The sequence below is a fragment of the Nostoc sp. NMS7 genome, from assembly GCF_017115085.1.
In the GTDB taxonomy this organism is placed as follows: domain Bacteria; phylum Cyanobacteriota; class Cyanobacteriia; order Cyanobacteriales; family Nostocaceae; genus Nostoc.
In genome coordinates, this window is the sequence record NZ_JABXKJ010000140.1 from 1 (window position 1) to 21,507 (window position 21,507).

Annotated in this window: 29 protein-coding genes; 21 read left to right on the top strand and 8 right to left on the bottom strand. The window is 40.7% G+C overall.

The annotated features are described in order from the left end of the window. Positions 1-420: 420 nt before the first annotated feature. The 13 genes from nifK (at position 421) to HWQ38_RS14455 (ending at position 9,255) form a co-directional block, all read left to right on the top strand. The gene (nifK, locus tag HWQ38_RS14395; RefSeq protein ID WP_292794608.1) at positions 421-1,956 is read left to right on the top strand and encodes a nitrogenase molybdenum-iron protein subunit beta; all 1,536 of its coding nucleotides are present in this window, start codon (positions 421-423) and stop codon (positions 1,954-1,956) included. Between the two features lie 170 nt (positions 1,957-2,126). Then, entirely contained in the window at positions 2,127-2,468 is a 342-nt protein-coding gene (locus tag HWQ38_RS14400; RefSeq protein WP_292794610.1) for a Mo-dependent nitrogenase C-terminal domain-containing protein, read from the top strand. 74 nt (positions 2,469-2,542) lie between these two features. Continuing rightward, positions 2,543-3,922 carry a nitrogenase iron-molybdenum cofactor biosynthesis protein NifE gene (gene nifE / locus HWQ38_RS14405; protein WP_292794612.1) on the top strand — a complete coding sequence of 460 codons (1,380 nt, stop codon included), beginning with the start codon at positions 2,543-2,545 and terminating at the stop codon, positions 3,920-3,922. Next, on the top strand, positions 3,922-4,080 hold the full coding sequence (locus HWQ38_RS14410) for a hypothetical protein (RefSeq protein ID WP_292794614.1): 159 nt from the start codon (positions 3,922-3,924) through the stop codon (positions 4,078-4,080). The genes nifE and HWQ38_RS14410 overlap by 1 nt, the downstream gene beginning before the upstream one ends. Then, positions 4,080-5,408 (top strand): nitrogenase iron-molybdenum cofactor biosynthesis protein NifN, encoded by a 1,329-nt coding sequence (gene nifN, locus HWQ38_RS14415; RefSeq protein WP_292794615.1) that lies wholly within the window; start codon positions 4,080-4,082, stop codon positions 5,406-5,408. Before HWQ38_RS14410 ends, nifN begins: the two co-directional genes overlap by 1 nt. Before the next feature lie 86 nt (positions 5,409-5,494). Beyond that, complete coding sequence (gene nifX / locus HWQ38_RS14420) at positions 5,495-5,908, top strand: nitrogen fixation protein NifX (protein ID WP_292794664.1); 414 nt, start codon at positions 5,495-5,497, stop codon at positions 5,906-5,908. Next, entirely contained in the window at positions 5,905-6,381 is a 477-nt protein-coding gene (locus tag HWQ38_RS14425; protein ID WP_292794617.1) for a NifX-associated nitrogen fixation protein, read from the top strand. The genes nifX and HWQ38_RS14425 overlap by 4 nt, the downstream gene beginning before the upstream one ends. 135 nt (positions 6,382-6,516) lie before the next feature. Continuing rightward, a complete protein-coding gene (locus tag HWQ38_RS14430; protein ID WP_292794619.1) occupies positions 6,517-6,732 on the top strand; it encodes a CCE_0567 family metalloprotein in 216 nt (71 codons plus the stop codon). After that, positions 6,729-7,046 carry a nitrogenase-stabilizing/protective protein NifW gene (nifW, locus tag HWQ38_RS14435; RefSeq protein ID WP_292794621.1) on the top strand — a complete coding sequence of 106 codons (318 nt, stop codon included), beginning with the start codon at positions 6,729-6,731 and terminating at the stop codon, positions 7,044-7,046. The genes HWQ38_RS14430 and nifW overlap by 4 nt, the downstream gene beginning before the upstream one ends. A gap of 10 nt (positions 7,047-7,056) precedes the next feature. Then, positions 7,057-7,863 (top strand): HesA/MoeB/ThiF family protein, encoded by an 807-nt coding sequence (locus tag HWQ38_RS14440; protein WP_292794624.1) that lies wholly within the window; start codon positions 7,057-7,059, stop codon positions 7,861-7,863. A 131-nt stretch (positions 7,864-7,994) separates the two neighbouring features. Beyond that, on the top strand, positions 7,995-8,369 hold the full coding sequence (locus HWQ38_RS14445; RefSeq protein WP_292794625.1) for an iron-sulfur cluster assembly accessory protein: 375 nt from the start codon (positions 7,995-7,997) through the stop codon (positions 8,367-8,369). 230 nt (positions 8,370-8,599) lie between these two features. Further along, on the top strand, positions 8,600-8,899 hold the full coding sequence (locus HWQ38_RS14450) for a 2Fe-2S iron-sulfur cluster-binding protein (protein WP_292794627.1): 300 nt from the start codon (positions 8,600-8,602) through the stop codon (positions 8,897-8,899). A gap of 104 nt (positions 8,900-9,003) precedes the next feature. Then, positions 9,004-9,255 carry a FeoA family protein gene (locus tag HWQ38_RS14455; RefSeq protein ID WP_292794629.1) on the top strand — a complete coding sequence of 84 codons (252 nt, stop codon included), beginning with the start codon at positions 9,004-9,006 and terminating at the stop codon, positions 9,253-9,255. A 134-nt stretch (positions 9,256-9,389) separates the two neighbouring features. Here HWQ38_RS14455 and HWQ38_RS14460 read toward each other — a convergent pair whose 3' ends face one another. Continuing rightward, complete coding sequence (locus tag HWQ38_RS14460) at positions 9,390-9,599, bottom strand: molybdopterin-binding protein (protein ID WP_292794631.1); 210 nt, start codon at positions 9,597-9,599, stop codon at positions 9,390-9,392. 1,073 nt (positions 9,600-10,672) lie between these two features. On the opposite strand from HWQ38_RS14460, the gene HWQ38_RS14465 reads away from it, so the two are divergent. From HWQ38_RS14465 to HWQ38_RS14475, 3 genes are read left to right on the top strand one after another with little or no spacing between them, the layout of a single operon-like run. Further along, on the top strand, positions 10,673-11,137 hold the full coding sequence (locus HWQ38_RS14465; RefSeq protein ID WP_292794633.1) for an ankyrin repeat domain-containing protein: 465 nt from the start codon (positions 10,673-10,675) through the stop codon (positions 11,135-11,137). Continuing rightward, on the top strand, positions 11,124-12,410 hold the full coding sequence (locus tag HWQ38_RS14470; RefSeq protein WP_292794636.1) for a SagB/ThcOx family dehydrogenase: 1,287 nt from the start codon (positions 11,124-11,126) through the stop codon (positions 12,408-12,410). Before HWQ38_RS14465 ends, HWQ38_RS14470 begins: the two co-directional genes overlap by 14 nt. Positions 12,411-12,428: 18 nt before the next feature. Then, positions 12,429-12,803 (top strand): hypothetical protein, encoded by a 375-nt coding sequence (locus tag HWQ38_RS14475; protein WP_292794638.1) that lies wholly within the window; start codon positions 12,429-12,431, stop codon positions 12,801-12,803. A 61-nt stretch (positions 12,804-12,864) separates the two neighbouring features. On the opposite strand, the gene HWQ38_RS14480 is transcribed toward HWQ38_RS14475, so the two are convergent. From HWQ38_RS14480 to HWQ38_RS14490, 3 genes are all read right to left on the bottom strand, one after another. After that, positions 12,865-13,335, bottom strand: coding sequence for a hydrogenase maturation protease (locus tag HWQ38_RS14480; protein WP_292794641.1), 471 nt, complete (start codon positions 13,333-13,335; stop codon positions 12,865-12,867). A gap of 55 nt (positions 13,336-13,390) precedes the next feature. Then, positions 13,391-14,197 (bottom strand): restriction endonuclease, encoded by an 807-nt coding sequence (locus HWQ38_RS14485; RefSeq protein ID WP_292794643.1) that lies wholly within the window; start codon positions 14,195-14,197, stop codon positions 13,391-13,393. A gap of 186 nt (positions 14,198-14,383) precedes the next feature. After that, positions 14,384-14,806 carry a hypothetical protein gene (locus HWQ38_RS14490; protein ID WP_292794645.1) on the bottom strand — a complete coding sequence of 141 codons (423 nt, stop codon included), beginning with the start codon at positions 14,804-14,806 and terminating at the stop codon, positions 14,384-14,386. Between the two features lie 220 nt (positions 14,807-15,026). Between HWQ38_RS14490 and HWQ38_RS14495 the strand changes: the two genes are divergently transcribed. From HWQ38_RS14495 to HWQ38_RS14505, 3 genes are read left to right on the top strand one after another with little or no spacing between them, the layout of a single operon-like run. Then, positions 15,027-15,305, top strand: a complete 279-nt coding sequence (locus tag HWQ38_RS14495) for a hypothetical protein (protein WP_292794647.1) — start codon at positions 15,027-15,029, stop codon at positions 15,303-15,305. Between the two features lie 22 nt (positions 15,306-15,327). Further along, positions 15,328-15,537, top strand: coding sequence for a type II toxin-antitoxin system HicB family antitoxin (locus HWQ38_RS14500; protein WP_289794978.1), 210 nt, complete (start codon positions 15,328-15,330; stop codon positions 15,535-15,537). A gap of 3 nt (positions 15,538-15,540) precedes the next feature. Beyond that, entirely contained in the window at positions 15,541-15,765 is a 225-nt protein-coding gene (locus tag HWQ38_RS14505) for a type II toxin-antitoxin system HicA family toxin (RefSeq protein WP_292794650.1), read from the top strand. Positions 15,766-15,801: 36 nt separating this feature from the next. Here HWQ38_RS14505 and HWQ38_RS14510 read toward each other — a convergent pair whose 3' ends face one another. Together HWQ38_RS14510 and HWQ38_RS14515 are read right to left on the bottom strand one after the other, a co-directional pair. Next, a complete protein-coding gene (locus tag HWQ38_RS14510; protein ID WP_292794652.1) occupies positions 15,802-16,200 on the bottom strand; it encodes a type II toxin-antitoxin system VapC family toxin in 399 nt (132 codons plus the stop codon). Between the two features lie 2 nt (positions 16,201-16,202). Continuing rightward, on the bottom strand, positions 16,203-16,442 hold the full coding sequence (locus HWQ38_RS14515; protein WP_292794654.1) for a type II toxin-antitoxin system Phd/YefM family antitoxin: 240 nt from the start codon (positions 16,440-16,442) through the stop codon (positions 16,203-16,205). 202 nt (positions 16,443-16,644) lie between these two features. Here HWQ38_RS14515 and HWQ38_RS14520 point away from each other — a divergent pair, with 202 nt between their 5' ends. Together HWQ38_RS14520 and HWQ38_RS14525 are read left to right on the top strand one after the other, a co-directional pair. Beyond that, positions 16,645-16,983, top strand: a complete 339-nt coding sequence (locus HWQ38_RS14520; RefSeq protein ID WP_292794656.1) for a DUF262 domain-containing protein — start codon at positions 16,645-16,647, stop codon at positions 16,981-16,983. A gap of 828 nt (positions 16,984-17,811) precedes the next feature. Beyond that, positions 17,812-18,087: a hypothetical protein gene (locus HWQ38_RS14525; protein ID WP_292794658.1), complete on the top strand. Its 276-nt coding sequence runs from the start codon at positions 17,812-17,814 to the stop codon at positions 18,085-18,087. A gap of 88 nt (positions 18,088-18,175) precedes the next feature. Here HWQ38_RS14525 and HWQ38_RS14530 read toward each other — a convergent pair whose 3' ends face one another. After that, positions 18,176-19,771 (bottom strand): nickel-dependent hydrogenase large subunit, encoded by a 1,596-nt coding sequence (locus HWQ38_RS14530; RefSeq protein WP_292794660.1) that lies wholly within the window; start codon positions 19,769-19,771, stop codon positions 18,176-18,178. 129 nt (positions 19,772-19,900) lie between these two features. Beyond that, positions 19,901-20,863 carry a hydrogenase small subunit gene (locus HWQ38_RS14535; protein ID WP_292794662.1) on the bottom strand — a complete coding sequence of 321 codons (963 nt, stop codon included), beginning with the start codon at positions 20,861-20,863 and terminating at the stop codon, positions 19,901-19,903. Positions 20,864-21,507: the final 644 nt, after the last annotated feature.

Consider the following 21,507-nt stretch of genomic DNA (forward strand, 5'->3'; position numbering starts at 1 on the left):
TTACTGCAAACATTAGGCTGTTGAAAAGAATTAAACCACAAAAAGGATTACTCCGGTCCTTATCACGGTTACGATGGCTTCGCCATCTTCGCACGCGACATGGACTTGGCACTCAACAGCCCAACCTGGGGATTAATTGGCGCTCCTTGGAATGAAAAAGCTCAGGCTAAGAAGGCTGAAGCTAAGGCTGAAGCTAAGGCTAAGGCTGCCGTCTAGGGAAATGGGAGCCTAGATAAGTAGGGATAGCCTGGGGCTAAAACCCCAGGGGGGAGTTGGGGATCCAAAATTCAAAATTAAAAACTTAAAAATTAATTTTGGTTTTTGCATTTTGAATTTTGAATCATATTCTCATCTCCCATTCCCGCCTCAAATCCTCATTCCTCGATAAGTAAAGAATTCAGTAAGCTTGGAGATCCAGAAATGCCTCAGAATCCAGAAAAAATTCAAGACCACGTAGAGTTATTCCACCAACCAGAGTACCAACAGCTATTTGAAAACAAAAAGCAGTTTGAAAACGGTCACGAAGCCGAAGAAGTACAACGGGTTGCAGAGTGGACGAAGGGTTGGGATTATCGTGAAAAGAACTTCGCTCGTGAAGCTTTAACCGTCAATCCTGCTAAAGGTTGCCAACCATTGGGAGCAATCTTTGCTGCTGTTGGTTTTGAAGGTACTCTACCTTTTGTTCAAGGTTCTCAAGGTTGCGTTGCTTACTTCCGCACCCACTTAACCCGTCACTACAAAGAACCATTCTCTGGTGTATCTTCTTCAATGACTGAAGATGCAGCCGTGTTCGGTGGTCTGCAAAACATGATTGACGGCTTGGCGAACTCCTACCAACTCTACAAGCCTAAAATGATCGCTGTCTGCACCACCTGTATGGCAGAAGTAATTGGTGATGACTTGCAGTCTTTCATCAACAACGCCAAGGAAGCTGGTTCAGTTCCTCAAGATTTCCCAGTACCCTACGCTCACACCCCTAGCTTTGTCGGTTCCCACATCACTGGTTACGACAACATGATGAAGGGAATTCTTTCTAACCTGACAGCAGGTCATAAGAAAGAAACCAGCAATGGTAAGATTAACTTCATCCCAGGTTTTGACACCTACGTAGGCAACAACCGCGAAATCAAGCGGATTGCTTCCTTGTTCGGCTTTGACTACACCATTCTAGCTGACAACAGCGACTACCTGGATTCACCAAACACAGGTGAGTTCGATATGTATCCAGGTGGTACAAAGCTAGAAGATGCAGAAGATTCAATCAATGCTAAAGCTACGATCGCTCTGCAAGCACACTCCACCCTCAAAACCCGCGAGTACATCGAAAAAGAGTGGAAGCAACCAACCTCAGTTTGCCGTCCTTGGGGTATTAAGGGTACTGATGAGTTATTGATGAAACTCAGCGAACTGAGTGGTATACCCATTCCTCAAGAATTGGAAATTGAACGCGGTCGTGCAGTTGATGCCATGACTGACTCCCACTCATGGATTCACGGCAAGCGCTTCGCTATCTACGGCGAACCAGATTTAGTATACAGCGTAGTTGGCTTTATGCTAGAAATGGGTGCTGAACCTGTGCATATCTTGGTTCACAACAGCAACGAAGTATTTGAAGCAGAAATGAGAGAACTGCTTGCTTCTAGCCCCTTCGGTAGGAATGCAACTGTTTGGCCTGGTAAAGACTTGTGGCATCTGCGTTCTTTGATGTTCACTGAACCCGTAGATTTCCTTGTTGGTAACACCTACGGTAAGTACCTGTGGCGCGACACCAAGACTCCCTTAGTGAGAATTGGCTACCCGATCATGGATCGTCACCACCTACACCGCTACTCCACCATTGGTTATCAAGGTATAATCAACCTGCTCAACTGGGTTGTAAATACCCTGTTTGAAGAAATCGATCGCAACACCAACATTCCTTCCAAGACAGATATTTCCTACGACTTGATTCGTTAGGAATTGTGTAAACGCACTGCGTGTTAATCAAGGGCGGAAAATAATTCGTAATTCGTAATACTTCTCTACGAGAGGCTGCGCCAACGGCTGCGCTCAGTACAAGTTCGTAATTCGTAATTATGAATTATTTTCCCCTTTTTCTTTCTAGCATTTACCCAAGGTATCTATAAATGGAAACCATCAATCATAGTCACGAACACACTCATACTCATCCTAATTACCATCCACCTAACTATAAAAAACCAGGGAAGTTCCACAATCTTCTCAATCCTTTGCGCCGTGTAGTGGATGGAATTCAGGTTAAAAATAATCGCATCGCTCATCTAATTTGCCAAATAATTCCTTGTTGTTGTCCCTTTGAGCAACAATTTAAATTATTTGGGCGGTCTATTGATATCCCAGCACTGTGTAAACTCAATCCTTTATATGACGAATTTGTAGGATTGCGTTTTCGCGCTTTATCTTACCTCGCTGATGTCTGTGGAGAGGATGTCACAAAATACATTTGTTAGTCATTAGTCATTGGTCATTAGTTATTCAAATAACAAATGACAAAGAACAACTGCCATCCAGCACGAGAAGAGAGATGAAAATCACCCAAGGCAAAATCAACGAGCTGCTCACTGAGCCAGGATGCGAGCATAATCAGCACAAACAATCTGAAAAGAAAAACAAGTCTTGCTCCCAACAGGCACAACCTGGCGCGGCTCAAGGGGGCTGTGCCTTTGATGGTGCAATGATTGCCTTAGTACCGATCGCAGATGCAGCGCATCTAGTCCACGGACCGATCGCCTGTGCTGGTAATTCCTGGGGCAGTCGTGGTAGTCTATCATCTGGCCCTCAACTCTACAAAATGGGCTTTACGACTGACTTGGGTGAAAATGATGTCATCTTCGGTGGCGAAAAGAAGCTTTATAAAGCGATTCTAGAACTCAAAGAACGCTACCAACCAGCAGCTGTATTTGTCTACGCTACTTGCGTGACAGCTTTAATTGGTGATGATATTGATGCTGTCTGCAAAGCTGCTGCCCAGAAAATTGGTACTCCTGTTATTCCCGTCATTGCACCAGGATTCATCGGCAGTAAAAATCTGGGCAACCGTTTTGGTGGTGAAGCTTTGTTGGAATATGTTGTCGGCACAGCAGAACCGGAACATACAACCCCCTATGATATTAACTTAATCGGTGAATACAACATCGCCGGGGAAATGTGGGGAGTTACACCACTGTTAGAAAAATTAGGCATTCGTATTTTGTCTAAAATTACGGGCGATGCTCGCTACAATGAAATTCGCTACGCCCACCGCGCCAAGCTCAACGTGATGATCTGCTCACGAGCGCTGGTAAATATGGCCAGAAAGATGGAGGAGCGTTACAACATCCCCTACATTGAAGAGTCTTTCTACGGCATCGATGATATGAATCGTTGTCTGCGAAATATCGCGGCTAAATTAGGCGACGCTGATTTACAGGAGCGCACAGAAAAGCTGATTGCAGAAGAAACGGCTGCTTTAGATTTGGCATTGGCTCCCTATCGCGCTCGACTCAAAGGTAAGCGGGTTGTCTTGTATACAGGTGGTGTCAAGAGTTGGTCGATTATCTCGGCTGCTAGGGACTTGGGGATTGAAGTTGTTGCTACCAGTACGAGGAAAAGTACTGAGGAAGATAAAACCAAAATCAAGAAGTTGCTCGGCAACGATGGCATTATGTTGGAGAAGGGCAACGCTCAGGAATTGCTACAGGTGGTTAAAGACACTCGCGCAGATATGCTGATTGCTGGTGGTCGTAACCAATACACTGCTTTGAAAGCTCGAATTCCTTTCCTTGATATCAACCAAGAACGTCACCATCCTTATGCAGGTTATGTGGGGATGATCGAGATGGCGCGGGAACTGTACGAAGCTCTGTATAGCCCAATTTGGGAACAAATACGCAAACCCGCTCCTTGGGACGAGGAGGTAATTTAATGGCTCTTATACCCTCGTTCCCAGACTCCGGTTGGGAACGCATTCCTGAAGGCTCTGCCTTCCTTTTAGAGCAGATGAGGCGGAGCCTCACTGTCAGCATTCCCTGGCTTTGCCGGGGAACGAGAAAGTCTGCCCTGTGGAATGAGGAGGTAGTTTAATGGCGATCGTCACCGTTTCTAACAAAGCATTGACAGTTAATCCCCTCAAGCAAAGTCAAGCTTTGGGTGCAACCTTAGCCTTTTTGGGATTGAAAGGGACGATGCCCTTATTCCACGGTTCTCAAGGTTGTACTGCTTTTGCTAAAGTTGTCCTAGTGCGGCATTTCCGGGAAGCGATTCCCCTAGCTACCACAGCAATGACGGAAGTCACTACTATCTTGGGTGGTGAAGAGAATGTGGAGCAAGCAATTCTCACTTTGGTAGAAAAGGCTAACCCGGAAATTATTGGTTTATGTACCACTGGGTTGACTGAAACTAGAGGAGATGACATCGAGGGTTTTCTTAAAGCAATCCGCGATCGCCATCCGGAGTTGAATGATTTGGCGATCGTTTTTACACCTACCCCAGATTTTAAAGGTGCGTTGCAAGATGGTTTTGCCGTTGCTGTGGAAAGCATAGTTAAAGAAATTCCTCAACCAGGTGTAATCAAAACTGAACAAGTAACGATTTTGGCGGGTTCTGCCTTCACACCAGGGGATGTACAGGAAATCAAAGAGATAGTCACGGCTTTTGGCTTGGTACCTATCTTTATACCTGACCTTGGCGCTTCTCTAGATGGTCATTTAGAAGATAATTACAGCGCTGTTACAGTCAGTGGGACTACCTTAAAACAGCTACAAGAAGTAGGTAGTTCTGCTTTTACCCTAGCTTTGGGTGAAAGTATGCGCGGTGCTGCCAAGATTCTGGAAGAACGCTTTGATACACCTTATGAGGTGTTTGGCGAACTGACTGGATTAGAAGCGGTAGATGAGTTTATCCAAGCATTGGCGATTCTGAGTAGTAACAGCGTACCCGAAAAATATCGCCGCCAACGCCGTCAGTTGCAAGATGCGATGTTGGACACTCATTTTTATTTCGGTGCAAAACGAGTTTCTTTAGCGCTGGAACCAGATTTGTTGTGGTCAATAGTGCATTTCCTGCAATCGATGGGAGCGCAAATTCATGCGACGGTGACTACCACGCGATCGCCTTTACTAGAAAAACTCCCGCTTAAAAACGTCACAATCGGCGATTTGGAAGACTTTGAGAGTCTAGCAGACGGTTCTGATTTGCTGATTGGTAACTCGAATGTCGGTGCGATCGCTAAACGGCTCTCGATTCCTCTTTATCGTCTCGGACTGCCCATTTATGACCGCTTAGGTAATGGTCAGTTTACCAAAGTTGGCTATCGAGGCACGATGGAACTTGTGTATGGCATCGGCAACCTATTTTTAGAACAAGAAGAGTCATTAGTCATTCGTCATTCGTCATTGATGAGTAGCAAATGACAAAGAGAGAAGTCTGATCTAAGGCTTTCTTAGATCAGGACTTCAGAGACAAAGGATAAATGACAACTGACAAAGGACAAACTAGGATGAAAATTGCCTTCACGACGAGTGACCGAGTTCATATTAATACTCATTTTGGAGCGGCAGATGAAATTGATGTTTATGAAATCTCGGATGAAGGATATAAATTCGTAGAGACTCTTAACTTTGATGATCAGCTCCAAGAAGAGAATAATGAGAGTAGACTCGCACCAAAACTTGAGGCTCTAGAGGACTGCACAATTATTTATGTAATAGCAATTGGTGGTAGCGCTGCCGCTCGGTTAATTAAGAAAGGTGTTACCCCAGTCAAGGCGCGATCGGAAGAAGAAGAAATTAGTGAAGTGCTAAATAAGCTAGTGAAAACCCTCAAAGGTAATCCTCCACCTTGGTTGCGTAAAGCTTTACAGCAAAAACCCACAAACTTTGCCGATGAAGTTGAAAATGAAGCAACGGTATGACCACAAATAATAGTGTTAACGGAACCGCAACAACTGAAGTCTTGAACTCACCTTTTCTTAAGGTATTAATTCAACAAATCCGTGGTCAAGACAGTTATGGATTTTATCGTAATTGGTCTGATGAGTTGATTCTCAAACCCTTTATTGTCACTAAACAAAAGAAACGCGAAATCTCCGTTGAGGCCGAAGTTGATCCGGTAACTCAAGCTCGAATTATGGCATTTTTTCGAGCTGTAGCTGCTGGGATTGAACAGGAAACAGGTTTAATATCCCAGGTTGTGGTTGATTTAAGCCATGAAGGATTTGGTTGGGCGCTAGTTTTTTCTGGCCGTCTTTTGTTAGCTGTGAAAACCTTACGAGATGCTCATCGCTTTGGCTTTGACTCCCTGGATAAATTAGCAGAAGAGGGAGAAAATCACGTCAAAAAAGGCATTGATTTGGCGAAGCGCTTTCCTGAAGTTGGCAATATTTAACAAGTGAGGAGTTAGGACTGAGGAGTTAGGACTTAAGTTAGCTTTTAACTGATAATTCATGATTCACATCTCCTAATTTATAACTCATAATTCCTAGTTTCTAACTCCTAACTTAAAAATAAGGAGTGGCTAATTGTGCAAGCGGAAGAAATAACTATTGAGGAACTACAAGGACAAATCAGACGCCTCAATAGCAAAGCTGGTCAAATGAAAATGGATCTGCATGATTTAGCTGAAGGGCTACCAACAGATTACACACAACTTATGGATGTTGCGGCGGCTACTTATGAAATCTATCGCCAGTTAGATGAACTTAAGCAACATCTGAATAAATTGGAGAATGCTAAATGACCGGAACTATTGCTGAATTCAAGCAGCTCGTAGATGCAGAAGAATTTTTTAAATTCTTTGATATGTCCTACGATGTAGAAGTTGTGAATGTAAATCGTCTACATATTCTCAAAAAGTTTTCTCAATACATAAAAGAAATTGATGATAATTCTCCTGACTTGAGCCAAGAAGAGAAATTAAATCAATATTCTTTGGCTTTGCAAAAAGCCTATCAGGTCTTTATCGACTCAACACCTCACGAACAAAAACTGTTCAAAGTGTTTAACGACAAGCCGAAAAATGTAGTCACACTGACAGAAATCACTTCTGATTAGGAGGTATAAATTGGTTAACCTGACGCCTACCGAATTAGAACGCTATCGTCGCCAAATGATGCTTCCGAATTTTGGCGAAACAGCACAGAAGCGCCTGAAGTCAGCGACAGTTCTGGTTACAGGTGTGGGGGGATTAGGCGGTACGGCGGCGCTTTACTTAGCAGTAGCAGGCGTTGGGCGGCTAATCTTAGTCCGGGGTGGTGACTTGCGGCTAGATGATATGAATCGTCAGGTTCTCATGACTGATGATTGGGTAGGTAAGCCAAGGGTATTTAAAGCTAAAGAAACTCTGGATGCAATTAATCCTGATGTCCAAGTGGAAGCTGTTCATGATTACATCACCCCGGAAAATGTAGATTCGTTAGTGCAGTCTGCTGATATGGCTCTTGATTGCGCCCACAATTTTACAGAGCGCAATTTGTTAAATGAAGCCTGTGTGCGATCGCGTAAGCCAATGGTGGAAGCCGCAATGAATGGGATGGAGGCTTACCTGACCACGATTATTCCTGGTGTGACTCCTTGTTTGTCATGTCTGTTTCCCGAAAAGCCTGATTGGGATCAGCGCGGCTTTTCAGTTATAGGCGCTGTCTCTGGGACATTAGCTTGTCTAACGGCTTTGGAAGCTATCAAGCTGATCACCGGGTTTAGTCAGCCTCTATTGTCGCAATTGCTGACAATCGACCTGAATCGGATGGAATTTGCTAAACGCCGTTCTCACCGCGATCGCTCTTGTCCAGTATGCGGTAATAGTGCCCCTTGGAGACACGCGCAATCCAATTCGATGGAACCCACAGGTATTGCACAAAATAGTTATTAGTCACTTGTACTGAGCGAAGTCGAAGTATTAGTCACTTGTCATTAGTGAATAACAATTGACAAAAAACAAAGGACAAATGACAACCCACACCTGAAATCAGAATAAATAATCGCTACAAATCAGGAGAACTGATGACCGTTACTTTATCAGAAAAAGCAGAATTTCATCTGTGGACATTCCTGAGAAATTCCGCACCCGACGCTAATGGCGCAACTAAAGGTGTCCGCATCTCTGTAAAAAATGGTGGTTGCAATGGCAATGAATATGCGATCGATATCATCAGCAAGCCCCAACCAGATGATTTAGTAACCCAGCAAGGCAAAGTGGTGGTTTACGTTGATCCCAAAAGTGCGCCGTTATTAGAAGGAGTTGTGGTTGACTTCGTTGAGGGAGTGGTGGAAAGCGGTTTTAAGTTCACCAACCCCAATGCAACTGATAACTGCGGTGGTTGTGGAAAGTCCCTCAAAACAGGCGACAGTAAGCCTACTGGTGTACCTTGCAGCTAACATCATTCCGTTAGCGCCAAGTCTGACTGTAAAGGCTTCTCATAGACGTACTCCGCAGAGTTTCAATGCCTTTGAGGTGGCTTCTCGTTCGCGTTGCATCCCTTACCCCTATAGAGAAACTAGCTAAAGCGTAGCTTCTGCGTAAGAAAAAGGGAAGCAAAGAGTAGGATAGGTTGCTCAAAAACTTCGGAAATTAGATCAACTGTATAACGTTTGAGGAGAATCGGAAAATGGCTACGTACCAAGTTAGATTAATCAACAAAAAAGAAGACCTCGACACCACAATTGAAGTTGACGAAGAGACTACCATTTTAGATGCAGCAGAAGAAAATGGTATTGAGTTGCCGGCTTCTTGTCAAGCAGGTTCTTGCTCTAGTTGTGTTGGCAAAGTCGTCGAAGGCGAAATTAATCAAGAAGATCAAAACTTCCTGGATGACGATCAGATTTCTAAAGGATTCGCTCTACTTTGTGTTACTTATCCTCGTTCTAATTGCACAATTAAAACACATCAAGAACCCTATCTCGTCTAACATATTACTTTGGTTGCTGCCTTTGGCGACTAAATAAAAGATGAAGGAAGAAGGATGAAAATATACTTCCTTCTTCCCTTCACAATCCCTAATTTATAATTCAAATGTTTACCCGCTTTAGTGTGACTGGCTGTTCATTAGAATTATTGAAGACGGGAGAGCGAGGAATCGTCACCTTCTGTAAAAGTCAGGATGAAAGAATCTTGAGAAAACTGATATCAATGGGGGTAACACCAGGAACTAATATCACTTTAGAACAACACTTTCCCTCATTAATTATTCAAGTAGGAAATACATCTTTAGCACTAGATATAGAAAGTATCCGCGCTATTTATGTCCGTATTATTGATAATTGAATTAATTAACATCTATCTATATAATACTCTCTTGACCTCACTCCTTTGCTAATTAATTCCAGGAGTGAGGCCAATCAATTTATAGATATGAATGCAAAGAGCCGCTTGCAACAAAAGGCAACTTGCTTATTTTTCTATTCAACACCAACTATCACATCTGATGATTTAATCACAGCAACAACCTGCTTACCTTCTACAAGTCCGAGCGTTTCCGCTGATGATTTTGTGATGATTGACACTAACTCTACTCCTGGTGCTATTTCTAAAGTTATCTCAGTATTAACTGAACCATGCACAACTTTTGTTACAGTACCTTTGAGAGAATTCCGAGCGCTAATTTCCATTTTTTGTCTCTGTCTTACTTATACTTAAATAAAGTAGCACATTTTGAAGCACATTTTGGTTTAAAAAGGCAATCATTTAATATTTCTTAATGACTATCAGGTATATAAAGGAAATCTCAGCGTCATCTCTCTGTTTTATTAAACACAAGATTCAAACTAATTCATAATTCATAATTAAAAAGAGTTTGTACCGGGTGCTTCTACAAGCAGTCCTGTTTTAGTTGAGGCTTCGTCGTGAGCGCTCAGTCGAACGGTTTAAATCCCCTTTCTATTACATAATTATGAGTTTTTAATGAAAACGTTACATCCAATTTGAGAATTTTCAGATATTGATGGTGAATAGGGTAGGTGTTTCACGTTTTAGATATCGCTAATATTTAGTAACATTAACAACTGACTAATAACCGAATTTACTTTATTTAAAGTAACTTACAGCAGTTTTCATTTATTTGAACCAAGTTTGTTGTAGGGAATATTTAAAACGTCGTTTCCAGCATCTGGCTGGAAATACTGCTCATTGCGGCTCTGGCGTTAGTAAGGGAGGCGGAGGCTCAATGAGGGGCATTCCCAGTCTCCGACTGGGAACGAGGTAAAAAATGCTGCATTTTGAGTGTATTTCAAGATTTTTTCGGAGATATATTTGGGGATCTTTATAAATGATTCATAATTCTAAATTATCAGAGTGATAATATATAACTAAGCTAAATTGTTGGAAGTCAATTTAGTCGTCTGTCAAGTTAACTATGCTGGGTAAAATAAGTTTGTAGTAAGGACTTTAGTCGTTGTGTTAAACACTGAAGTACTTAGTACATACTAAGCAAAGTTAGCTTAATAAACTATTAGTACTTTGAGTAACCGAAAATTGCTGGGTGAGCGCGGGGAGTAGGAAGTAAGGAAAGACTTTTTCGGATTCCCAAATTTTTGAATATCTAGCAAATTTGCTTTGGTTAACTACTAGAGTTTAGCTATTCATATAGCATTTTTAAATAATGGTGGGCATTGCCCACCATTAAGTTTTCCAAGCAAATTTATGCTTGAATTTTACTTCCTTTTGTGACATTTAAAGAAGAAGTATGAGTCAATTAAACAGTCAATATTTGAGTGAAGTAACAACCCAATGGCTAATAGCAAAAGGCTATAGTCTTGAGGATTTAAATCAGCCAGGTGAAAATGGTGATACAGCTTTGATGAAAGCGACAAGAGAGGGAGTTTATGCAGTCGTTAAAGAACTGATTGATGTAGGTGTGGATATCAATGCTCGAAATAGCGATCGCAACAATGCTTTGTGGTTTGCTTGTTTTGGTAATCACTACGATTTAATTAATTTACTGCTGGCTGTCAAGATTAATATTGACAACCAAAATGATAACGGTGCAACTGTTTTAATGTATGCAGCCTCAGCCGGAAAGACAGAAGTCATCAAGCTACTTTTGCAGCATCATCCTAACTTAACTTTGAAAAACTTAGACGACTATAAAGCCATCGATTTTGCGAGTAACGTAGAAGTTTTAAGGATACTTAAAAATGCCACAAAGTAAGATATCGGGCAAAGCCTATCATGAAGCTACCAAGCATTCTTACTTATCGGTACAGCTTAATCCAAATTATGTAGATGCATCAACACAGCCATCTGCATTTAAAGTTTATCCAAAATTTTATCGGAGAGTGAAATTAAATCTCAATAATCCTGTTCATTCTTTTATCTCGTTAACCAGTACAATAACCCTAGAAAAAGTGTATAAAGATAGTCTTTATACACTGCGAGTCAATCCATCAGCAGGCGCTTTGTATCCTACAGAAGTTTACGTACAGGTTCGCGGGATTGAGGGAATAGTAGATGGAATATATCATCTAGAAGTTGAGAATAATTGTCTAACTCTCATCTATGAATTAATTGATGATGGGTTTGAGAGTTATATTATACCGGGTAAAAGTATCAACGGATTCATCTTTTTAATTAGTTGTGTTTATTATAGGTCTAGCTGGAAATATCAAAATAGAAGCATGAGATATTGCTTATTAGATAGCGGACACCATTTAGGTGCTGTTGCAGCTTCAGCTTTTCTCCACAACCGAGATATACAACTAATTTTCGACTTTGATAAATTCGCTCTCAATTCCGATTTGGGATTTGAGAATAAAGAGTTTATTACTGCTTGTGCAGTGTCAGGAGAACTACAAGACAAAAAAATCAGACGCTTAAGGCTGAAAGTTCCTTTTGTCTGCGGTACTGATTATTTTGAATCTAATCAATTTATTGAAGATGCCTATGAAGCAACTACTCTCCAAAAGAGTCGCCAGCAGAAATTAGAGTATCCTCAATTTGACTTTGATAAGGATAAATTTTATCACACAGTTTGGGATAGACGTTCTATTAGACGTTTCCGGAAAGAGTCTATTTCTCAAGAAGATTATTTATATATAGTGCAGCAACTTCAGCAGCCAATACCGACAGAAAACTATGAGCAAATAGAAATTTACTCAGTGGTGCATCGAGTAGAGGGAATGACACCTGGGTTATATAAAGGTACGTATCTGGTTAAGACGGGTAATTTTAGTGAAAAGACGGGTTACTTATGTATTAATCAGGCTATTGCTAAAGATAGCGCTGTAACTTTATTTTTTGTGTCAGATTATTTAAATTATCAAACTGCTATGCAAATAGCTGGTTTTCTCGGACAGAGGCTTTATTTAACTAGTAATTATTTGGGAATTCAGTGTAGTGGAATTGGTGCTTATTATGATGAAGAAACCCAGGAATTATTAGAAACAAATAAAGATGTACTTTATGGAATGGTAATTGGAAGATAAGTAGGAAGCTAAAGAGAGATGCTTAGAAAGACGTATTACTTTAATGGTGATGACTCACATCCTATACAACCGACATCGGCGGATATTATACTGCGGCAGCAACTAGAATATTCTATTAGTAGATACTTTTATGACGCTTGCGATCGCACGATTCAAAATCTTCTATCTAATTGTCGGTGGTATGTCACAACCCATGCCAATGCTCTAACATTGGTAATTGAATGTCCCGATCAAGTTACTAATTGGCGTATTTTGCAAAAAATTGTGCCAATGGGGACATTACTATATGGAATTATCAGCAGTGCTAAAATCCGTGTTTGTCCGCCAGAGAGTCAAGGTGTACCTTTTGAAATGAGGGTAGATGAACTTTCGGTTTATCGGGATTGGGCTTAAGAGAAGAGTTAGGAGTTAGGAGAGACGCGATTAATCGCGTCTGTACAGGAGTTAGGAATTTTTACTCATTTTTCTGGTTGATAAGTGCGGTTAGTTCTTCAAAAACCAAATCAGCAGAATGTTTGACAACAGGACTTAACTCCAGTCCAAAAGCAAGATTTGCCGCCTCAATTAAATAAACTGTCACCTCTTGGGGAAAGTCATTTTGAAAGATTTTCCGTCCGGCGGCTAAAGCATTATCCCAGCGAAAATTGTGCAAGTTATAACTAGGTTCTGGCAAAGCTTCCAGTTCTTTTCCTGGAACTTTAAACATAGCACCTGGTTCAGAACCTGTTGAACTTGCATCAATAATCACTAATTGTTTACTACCTCTAGCTTGAAACATTACTTCCATCCCGGCGGTGCCACAGTCATATACTCGCACATGAGGATGAGGGTTTTCAGCTAGATATTTTTGTAAGCGTTGGGCGATGATTACGCCTACTGCGTCGTCATTGCGATTGAGATTACCGCAACCAATGATTGTTAGCATGGAATGAGATTTAATTGTTTAAGCAGTTGCAAATTGAGTTAAACCTTAAGCAATATTACTCGTATGCAACTTCACGCATTGTACTATCAGGATATATAATAAACATTTTCTTTTCAAAAATAGATTTCATAATTAACCATATATAGTTTTCTCGTATTTCTACTAGTTCTGTATGTGTTTTTATAATACCTTGGAATTTTAAAGAATTAACCTTTAATTCTAACTGTGTATTACGAATCTTTAAATATGTAGGATTAGAGAATAAAATTTCTTTAAATACAGGTTGATCAAACTGTTTTGCTTGCTCCAGTTCTTGAAAAAAATCATTTATTATATCTCTAATTTCTATTTGATCACCATCTGGCATTAAGTAATAACTATCATCTATTTTGACTTCTAATTTGATTTCTTCATCACAAACATTATTAAAAGATAATATTTCTGGTATAAGCACTTGAATATTTATATTTATACTTGTTAATCTATTTTGCAAATCTTGATCTAATGGTTCTCTAAGCTCTACTAAACCAACATTGTGATATTCAGCATACTTAGCTCCATCTTCAGTAAAACCTAGCTTAGATACAATAACAGCTTTATCAAAGTTACAATCATCACGAATTTCAATGAGTTTCATAACTTTATCTTTATCAATTTTTTCATTCCAATACTTGCATTCAATAGCTGTTTTGTATGTATGAATTCCGACATCGTGAGAAGTTATGACATCTACCTGATGACTTACTCCAGATTTACCAGTAGATTTACAGGAATGTCCATAGCATACAATCTTAACTCGCTGCTTTTTACCTAAAGCTTCATATATGCTTTTTACAGTTTCTTCGTAGGTTTTCCAGTCCATAACTAGCTTTTATCAAAAACGTTAACTTTAACATTTTAACAAAATTGTTGTGATTTTTACTTTTTTCAGCAATAGGTCTAGGATTAGCACAGGGAATGTCGCTAAGGAAAACACCAGTGAATGAAATAGAGGCTCTGACTAATTAATATAGGCAAAGCCCCTGAAAAATAATTTATCAGTAGTAAACTAGAACTCTACACCATGTTTCTTGGCAATTTCAGTCAGTTTCTCAGACTGATGTTGTGATGCTTTAGTCAAGAGTTCTTCAGCCTGTTCTCTAGTACTTCCCTCTTTAGGAATTAAATACTTGACATAAAGAGATACAAAATCAGCTACGATTGCTAAACCGGATAAACCATGTTTGTCAGCTTCCTTACCAGCGATCGCTGATACTAAACCTGCTTTAATTGGGTCTGGTTTAACTTTCATGAACTGATCGACAAGTTTCGGAATGTATTCTGCTGGTGGCAAGTTATCTAACTTACTTCTATCTGGAGTAAAGTTACATTCTGCGGCTTTTGCCTGCTCTAAAACACACCATTCGATGAATTCTTGCAATGCTGCATCGGGAACGCGAGGAAGATATTCGTGTAGCGCTAAATCAGACACAAGCTTACCGTGTAAATTTCTGTTTTGTTGAAGTGCATTAACGCAAGCCTAACGCACTGTTTCTATAAGTTTTAGTATGTTACGCTACGAGTTTTGAATAAAGGGTGTTGGGCATTGCAAAAACTCTACTTTTCAAACATCCTCTCAAATTAAAAGAGTTGGTAGAGCGATCGCCGAAATAGCAAATGGGTTCGCCGAAATAGCAAATGGTGTCGCCGAAATGGCAAATGGACTCGCCGAAATAGCAAATGGACTCGCCGAAATGGCAAATGGGTTCGCCGAAATAGCAAATGGTGTCGCCGAAATGGCAAATGGGTTCGCCGAAATAGCAAATGGGTTCGCCGAAATGGCAAATGGACTCGCCGAAATAGCAAATGGTGTCGCCGAAATAGCAAATGGACTCGCCGAAATAGCAAATGCGATCGCCGAAATAGCAAATGCGATGGCGAAGCCAGCCGTAGGCATCGCTCAGGTGGATGACCAATCTAGTAAGCTGTAAGTGGGTTGTCCATGATTGTGATATGAAAACTTTTACTGCGATCGTTGAAAGAGATTCTGATACTAAGTTCTATGTTGGCTATGTCCCTGGCTTTCCTGGAGCGCATTCTCAAGGTGAAACCTTGGATGAATTGCAGGAAAATTTGCGTGAAGTTATTGAGATGCTTCTAGAGGATGAGGATCTGGTGTTCGAGACAGAGTTTGTAGGTATACAACAGATTGTGGTTCAGTAGACGATGAGTAATATTCCTGTTCTGAAACCCCAAGAAGTTGTACGAATATTGGAGAGCCTTGGGTTTGTCGAGGTACGTCAGAAAGGCTCACACAAACAGTTTCGACACGAAGATGGACGAGGAACAACAGTCCCATTTCACAAAGGGCGTGACATCTCACCAAGGTTGCTACGGCAGATTGCGAGTGATATTGGTTTGACGATTGAAGAAATGCTGGAGTGGCGATGAAATTTAACACTTAACCAGAAATCAAATGTTAAAATCTCACGATTTGCCTGCCCAAAGTAGTGAAATGTCGTACTGATTGAACATTGAATCGGCACTCACAAGCGTCATATCTTCTATCTGAGCCTGTGCAATCAACATTCTGTCAAAAGGATCTCGGTGATGCAAAGGTAATGCCGCCGCTCGTAAAGCATGAGGTGCTGTAATCTCTAACGATCGCATTGCCAACACCGTCATCCGACTAGAAATATAACTGTCTAGGGGGTCTGACAGTGGTAACTTGCCGATCGCAACTTTTATCCCTATTTCCCAAATGCTAGCAACTGAGAGCCACAATTCATTGGTTTCATCACCAATATGGGCGATTGCTGCTTCATTCAAAAGCTCTGGTTGGGTAAACCACCATAACCAGCACTGCGTATCTAGCAAAAGTTTCACTCCTAACCGCCCTCAAATGCTGCCAAAATTTCTTCGGGCATTGGAGCATTGAAGTCATCTGGCACTACAAAACGCCCTTTATCCTGCCCTAAACTATTGAGTCGATTTGATGAGGAGCGAAACGGAACCAACTTAGCGATCGCAATGCCTCGGTTGGAAATAATGATTTCTTCTCCAAGCTCTACGCGTGACAAAAGCTTTGAGAGATTTGTTTTAGCTTGATGAATATTTACAGTTTCCATAAGATTAAACTAAGTCTGTAAACTAAGTTTAGTCTGGTTGTCATAGTGGTGCAAGGGCGATCGCTTTTCGTCAACACTTGGTTTATACGTACAACCGATCAAACAATTAGATACTAGTTTTTTGCTTCACTTTGCTGACATAGTTGATTGCGAAGGCTATGATGAAGCGGCCAAAATAAAAAAATTTGTCTAGGAGTGCGATATGAAACTACCTGAACCTCAAACCAAAACATTTTCAACTTTGGTAGGAGAAATTGAAAATGGTCAAATTAAAATTCCCCAATTTCAAAGAGAATTCGTTTGGACAATGCAGAAATCTGCTGCTCTTATTGACAGCATTATCAAAGGTTATCCCATTGGCACATTCATTTTTTGGCGCACTAATGAACGTCTTCGCTCAGTGAAAAACATTGGTAAGCTAGATTTACCAGAACCAAAGCCAGGTGAGTTTGTTGATTACGTTTTAGATGGACAGCAGCGATTAACTAGCTTATTTGCTAGTCTGCAAGGCGTTATTTTAACCAGAGAAGACGGAAGATAAGATAATTTCTCACAAATATTCATCGATTTAGAAGCCGAAGATTTCGATCAAATAGTCATTACTGATATTGAGGGTAAAGATGAAAAAACTTTGATTAGTATTCTCAATTGACTCAAAGGTAGTTTTTTGCTTTTAGCAGCATATCCTCAGAACTATCATGACAAAATTCAAGCTTATAAAAATAGGATTGAAAGCTATCAGTATTCAATCTCTCCAAGGAGTGTAAAAAACAAGTCATATTAAAACTTGATAAGAATAGTTTTATTGATGTTTGGGATAAAGCAATAGATTCTATTGAACGCAGTGTAGAGTATTTCAGAAATTTTTATCGTATCCCGGTTTCTCAGTTACTTCCATATAATGCCTTAATCATTCCCTTTTCATATTTCTTCTTTCACCACAAAGATAAACCAACTAATGATAAACAAAAATATTTAGAAGATTTTTTCTGGAGATGTTCTTTATCTGGACGCTATTCTTCTTCTGTAGAAAGTAAATTAGCACAAGATATAAAAAGAATAGATCAAATTCTTGCTGGAGATTTACCTAGCTATGACTGGTCAATTGATACTTCAGCAGAATTTATTAAGTATAATGGTTGGTTTAGTACGTCTAGAAGTTATATTAAAGCAATATTATGTATATATGTGTATCATCAACCAAAGTCATTTAATGATAACGCTATCGTCAATGTTAGTAACTATTGGCTAAAACAAGCAAATAGCAAAAATTATCATCACTTTTTCCCAAAAGCACATTTAAAAAAAACAGGATTATTTAGATTGGTACATCAACCATATTCTAAACATCACCATAGTAGACGACTTTTTGAACAAAAGGGAAATTAAGGCAAATGCGCCTTCAAAGTACATGGCTAAATTTCAAGCAATAAATCATGAGTTGGAGACTACTATGAAAACTCATTTAATAGAGAATTTAGATACTTTTGGGATTTGGAACGATGATTATGAGCAGTTTTTATCTGAAAGAGGAAAAGTTGTTAGTCGAGAAATTTCCAAAAGAATCATTAAGCAGGAAATAGACAAAAAAGGACAATCTAATTTAGTTGATGATTTTGAAGAAGAGTTAACAACTATTGAGTAAATACTACTATCTAAAAGTAAGATAGAGGTACGATAGAAAATTCTCCGCGTACCTCGGCGCTTACCTTCGCGCCACTTTGCGTTTAAACTTAAGCAGTCCGAAAACGCGCTAACTCTTCACCTGTCTTAGCATCATGGGCGTGGACTGTACACACCAAACATGAATCAAACGATCGCGCCACATGACCAACTTCTACCGGATCGCTAGAATCATAAATGGGTGTCCCAATTAAAGCTTCTTCAATCGGGCCGCGAATACCTTCACCGTCACGAGGACCGATATTCCAAGTACCTGGGGCGATTACTTGGTAATTCTTAATCTTACCGCCCTCCACTTCTACCCAGTGAGATAAGGAACCGCGCGCTGCTTCTGTTGCACCCCAACCCTTGCCATCTTTTTCTTTGGGTTTGATATACCAAGGGTCGTTTAATTTAAATTCGCGTAAACAATGTTCAGCTTGCCGATATAACTTGACAAGTTCGTGAACTCGTGCTAGCTGACGCACATGAATACTAGCACCACCCATTTGTTTGAAGACATCGAGGATCAAGCCGTCGTAGTGTTGCCAAGATTCGCCATGTTTACCACCTGCAACTAATTGACGCGCTAAGGGGCCGGTTTCCAAACGTCCGAAGTCTTTGTGAAGGACTGCACTCGACCAAGAGTAGGCGTTATCGAAGTCTTTAGTATTATTTGCAGTGGGTTTAGTGATGCGATCGCGAGGATGAATGTCTGCTGTTCCTTCATCGTACCAGGAGTGAGTTGTATTCTCGCGGGTAAATGACTGCTCCATTAAGGTGTGAGTGTCTGCGAAGCTGTCATACACTCCACTTTTCATAATCATTGCCGCATTTCGTCCTTCAATAGTCGGTTTTTGGTATTTATCTTCATGGGCTAAATATCCCCAAGTGACATATTTACCAACACCAGCACCATATCTATCTAGACCGATATCTAAACCCATGCGCCAATAAAAACCTAAGTCGGAATCTCGATGATTTCGGTCTTCATCTAACCAGTTATTGAAGTCGTCATAAGTTTGGATTTGTTCGTAGCGTTCTAAAGAACAACCCAACCATACTGGTTCTAACCAATTGGTGCGGAAATATTCTAGAATTGCCCAAGCGCGGGTAATGTCTGTGAGAGTAGGGGCGCACATCACGCCACCGGGAACCATGTAGCTGGAATGAGGCCATTGTCCGCCTAATAGTGCATAAATTTCTACAGGTTTAGCGGAAATTGTGATGCCTACTTCGTAAGATTTACCAGTGAAAGCAGCAAAGCGTCTAACAGCTTCGTCATAAAAGCGACTATGGCGATATTTTTTATTGGTTAAATCAATCGCAAAGAGTCCGTAAAAATAGCGGGGTATACTTTGAATTGTTTCGACAATTTGACCGATATTTCTGGCCAAAATTGCATTGCGGGGAACTTCTGTTTCCCAAGCTGTATCTAATGCCCAAGATGCACAAGTTAGGTGAGAACCGCCGCAAATGCCGCAAATGCGAGGCGTGACAATTAATCCGGCTTGAGGGTCTTTGCCGCGTAGGATAACTTCAAATCCGCGAAATAATTCGGCGTGTGTCCAGGCGTTGACTACCCGCCCATTCTCAATATCAACTCGGACATCTAAATCACCTTCAACTCTACCGACGGGTGATATATCTAATGATTGAATTGTCATTCTCTTCTCCTATTTTTTATCAGCATTAAGGTTTTGTAGTTTTGTAGGGTGCGTTAGGACTAAAGTCCATAACGCACCTAAAATTTGAGGTGGTGCCGAACTTTCGGCGATAACTACAAAATTTAATGACTAAACTGTAAAAAAGTCTTCTTCTGCCCAAGGTGGTGCTGCGTCTTTGGCGACCATTGTGAGTAAGGCGTAGTCTTTTTTGTTCACCCCTGGCGGTAATTCTTTGGGAACTCCCATGACTGTTTGGGTTTTGAATACGGTTCCCGGTTTGAGGTCAAAGAAAGGAAATTCTGGTTCTGTACAACCTAAACAAGGCATTCCAGCACGAGTTTTAGAAGAAACGCGGTTCCATAAGATGCGGTTGCAAGAGGAATGAGTCATGGGGCCACGACAACCCAAGTCGTAGAATAAGCAACCTTTGCGCTGACCAAATTCGGCGGTTGAGGCTTTGTAGGCAAAGTGGATGTTGCGGGTACAACCGGTTTGGGTATAGCTGTTGAAGAAGGTTTGCGGACGATTTAGTTCGTCGAAAGCAATGTCTGCTATGCGCCCAGTAGCGATCGCAACTAATATCTGCGTAATCCAGTCGGGATGTGCGGGACATCCAGGTATATTAATTACAGGTAATCCGGCTTGCGATAAAAAATCTTTACCTAAAAAGCCGCCTTCTTGACGTTTGAGAAATTGCAAACCTTCCGACTCGCTGGGGTTAGGTGACATCGCCGGAATTCCTCCCCATGTGGCACAGTCTCCCACGGCGACGATAAATTTAGCAACTTTGGCGAGGTCTGCTAACCAATCTTTCATGGCGCGATCGGCAAACCGATTCCATTCGCCAGTGCCGTTGGGAGCGTTGACAACACTGCCCTCAAATACCAAGATATCTAAAGCAATTGTGCCAGAAATACAATCCCGCAGCAGTGTTTGTAAGTTATTGCCTAGTTCCACTCCCAAGGAGGGATGCCAAAGTAAGTTAATGCCAAAGTCCGCAATTAAATCGCAGACTGTGGGTTCTTCAGCGTTGAGAAATGACATAGTGTTGCCTGAACAAGCACCACCCTGTAGCCATAGTACGTTAGTCATTGGCTATGCGTTTTTCTATTGTTTACCATGCATGATGTAGGTGATAATGCTTGTAAAGTCTCACCTGTTTATCAATATTTATTTTTCAATTCTAAGATATTTTTTTATTTAATTCACTTTCATGAAAAAAGAATTAATCATTAAGAATAACTGAAATTCCATTAAGATTAATTTAAAAGGGTATGTCTGTTATGTATGTAACACATTTAACAAATAAAAGAATAGTATAAATTAAATTGCCTTTTGTTTTTAACTCCTGACGTTAATAGTGGTTCCCAGGTGTATGAAGTACATCACATCAAAACCTCACCTCCAGCCCCTCTCCTTAGCAAGGAGAGGGGAGATAAAGCACAGCTTTATCGGGGTGAGGTTAATTGGCTATGCAATTAAAGACTGGAGTCCACTACTAGCAACCACTAATACAGGTGAGGTTATGAGTATTTTAAGCCGTCAGATTTTAATATAATAACTGAGTCAAATACAGCGAAATATCGGGGTGCAAAGTCTTGCGCTCCGTCAGCTATATATTATTAATTGTTTTAGGATTTTGGTTGTACAGCTTGCCTAACAAGTTGTTCGTCCAAGCCTAGGGCGTGTTTTCAAACTATAACCATAACAGAATGGAGGCGATGGTAATCATAGCT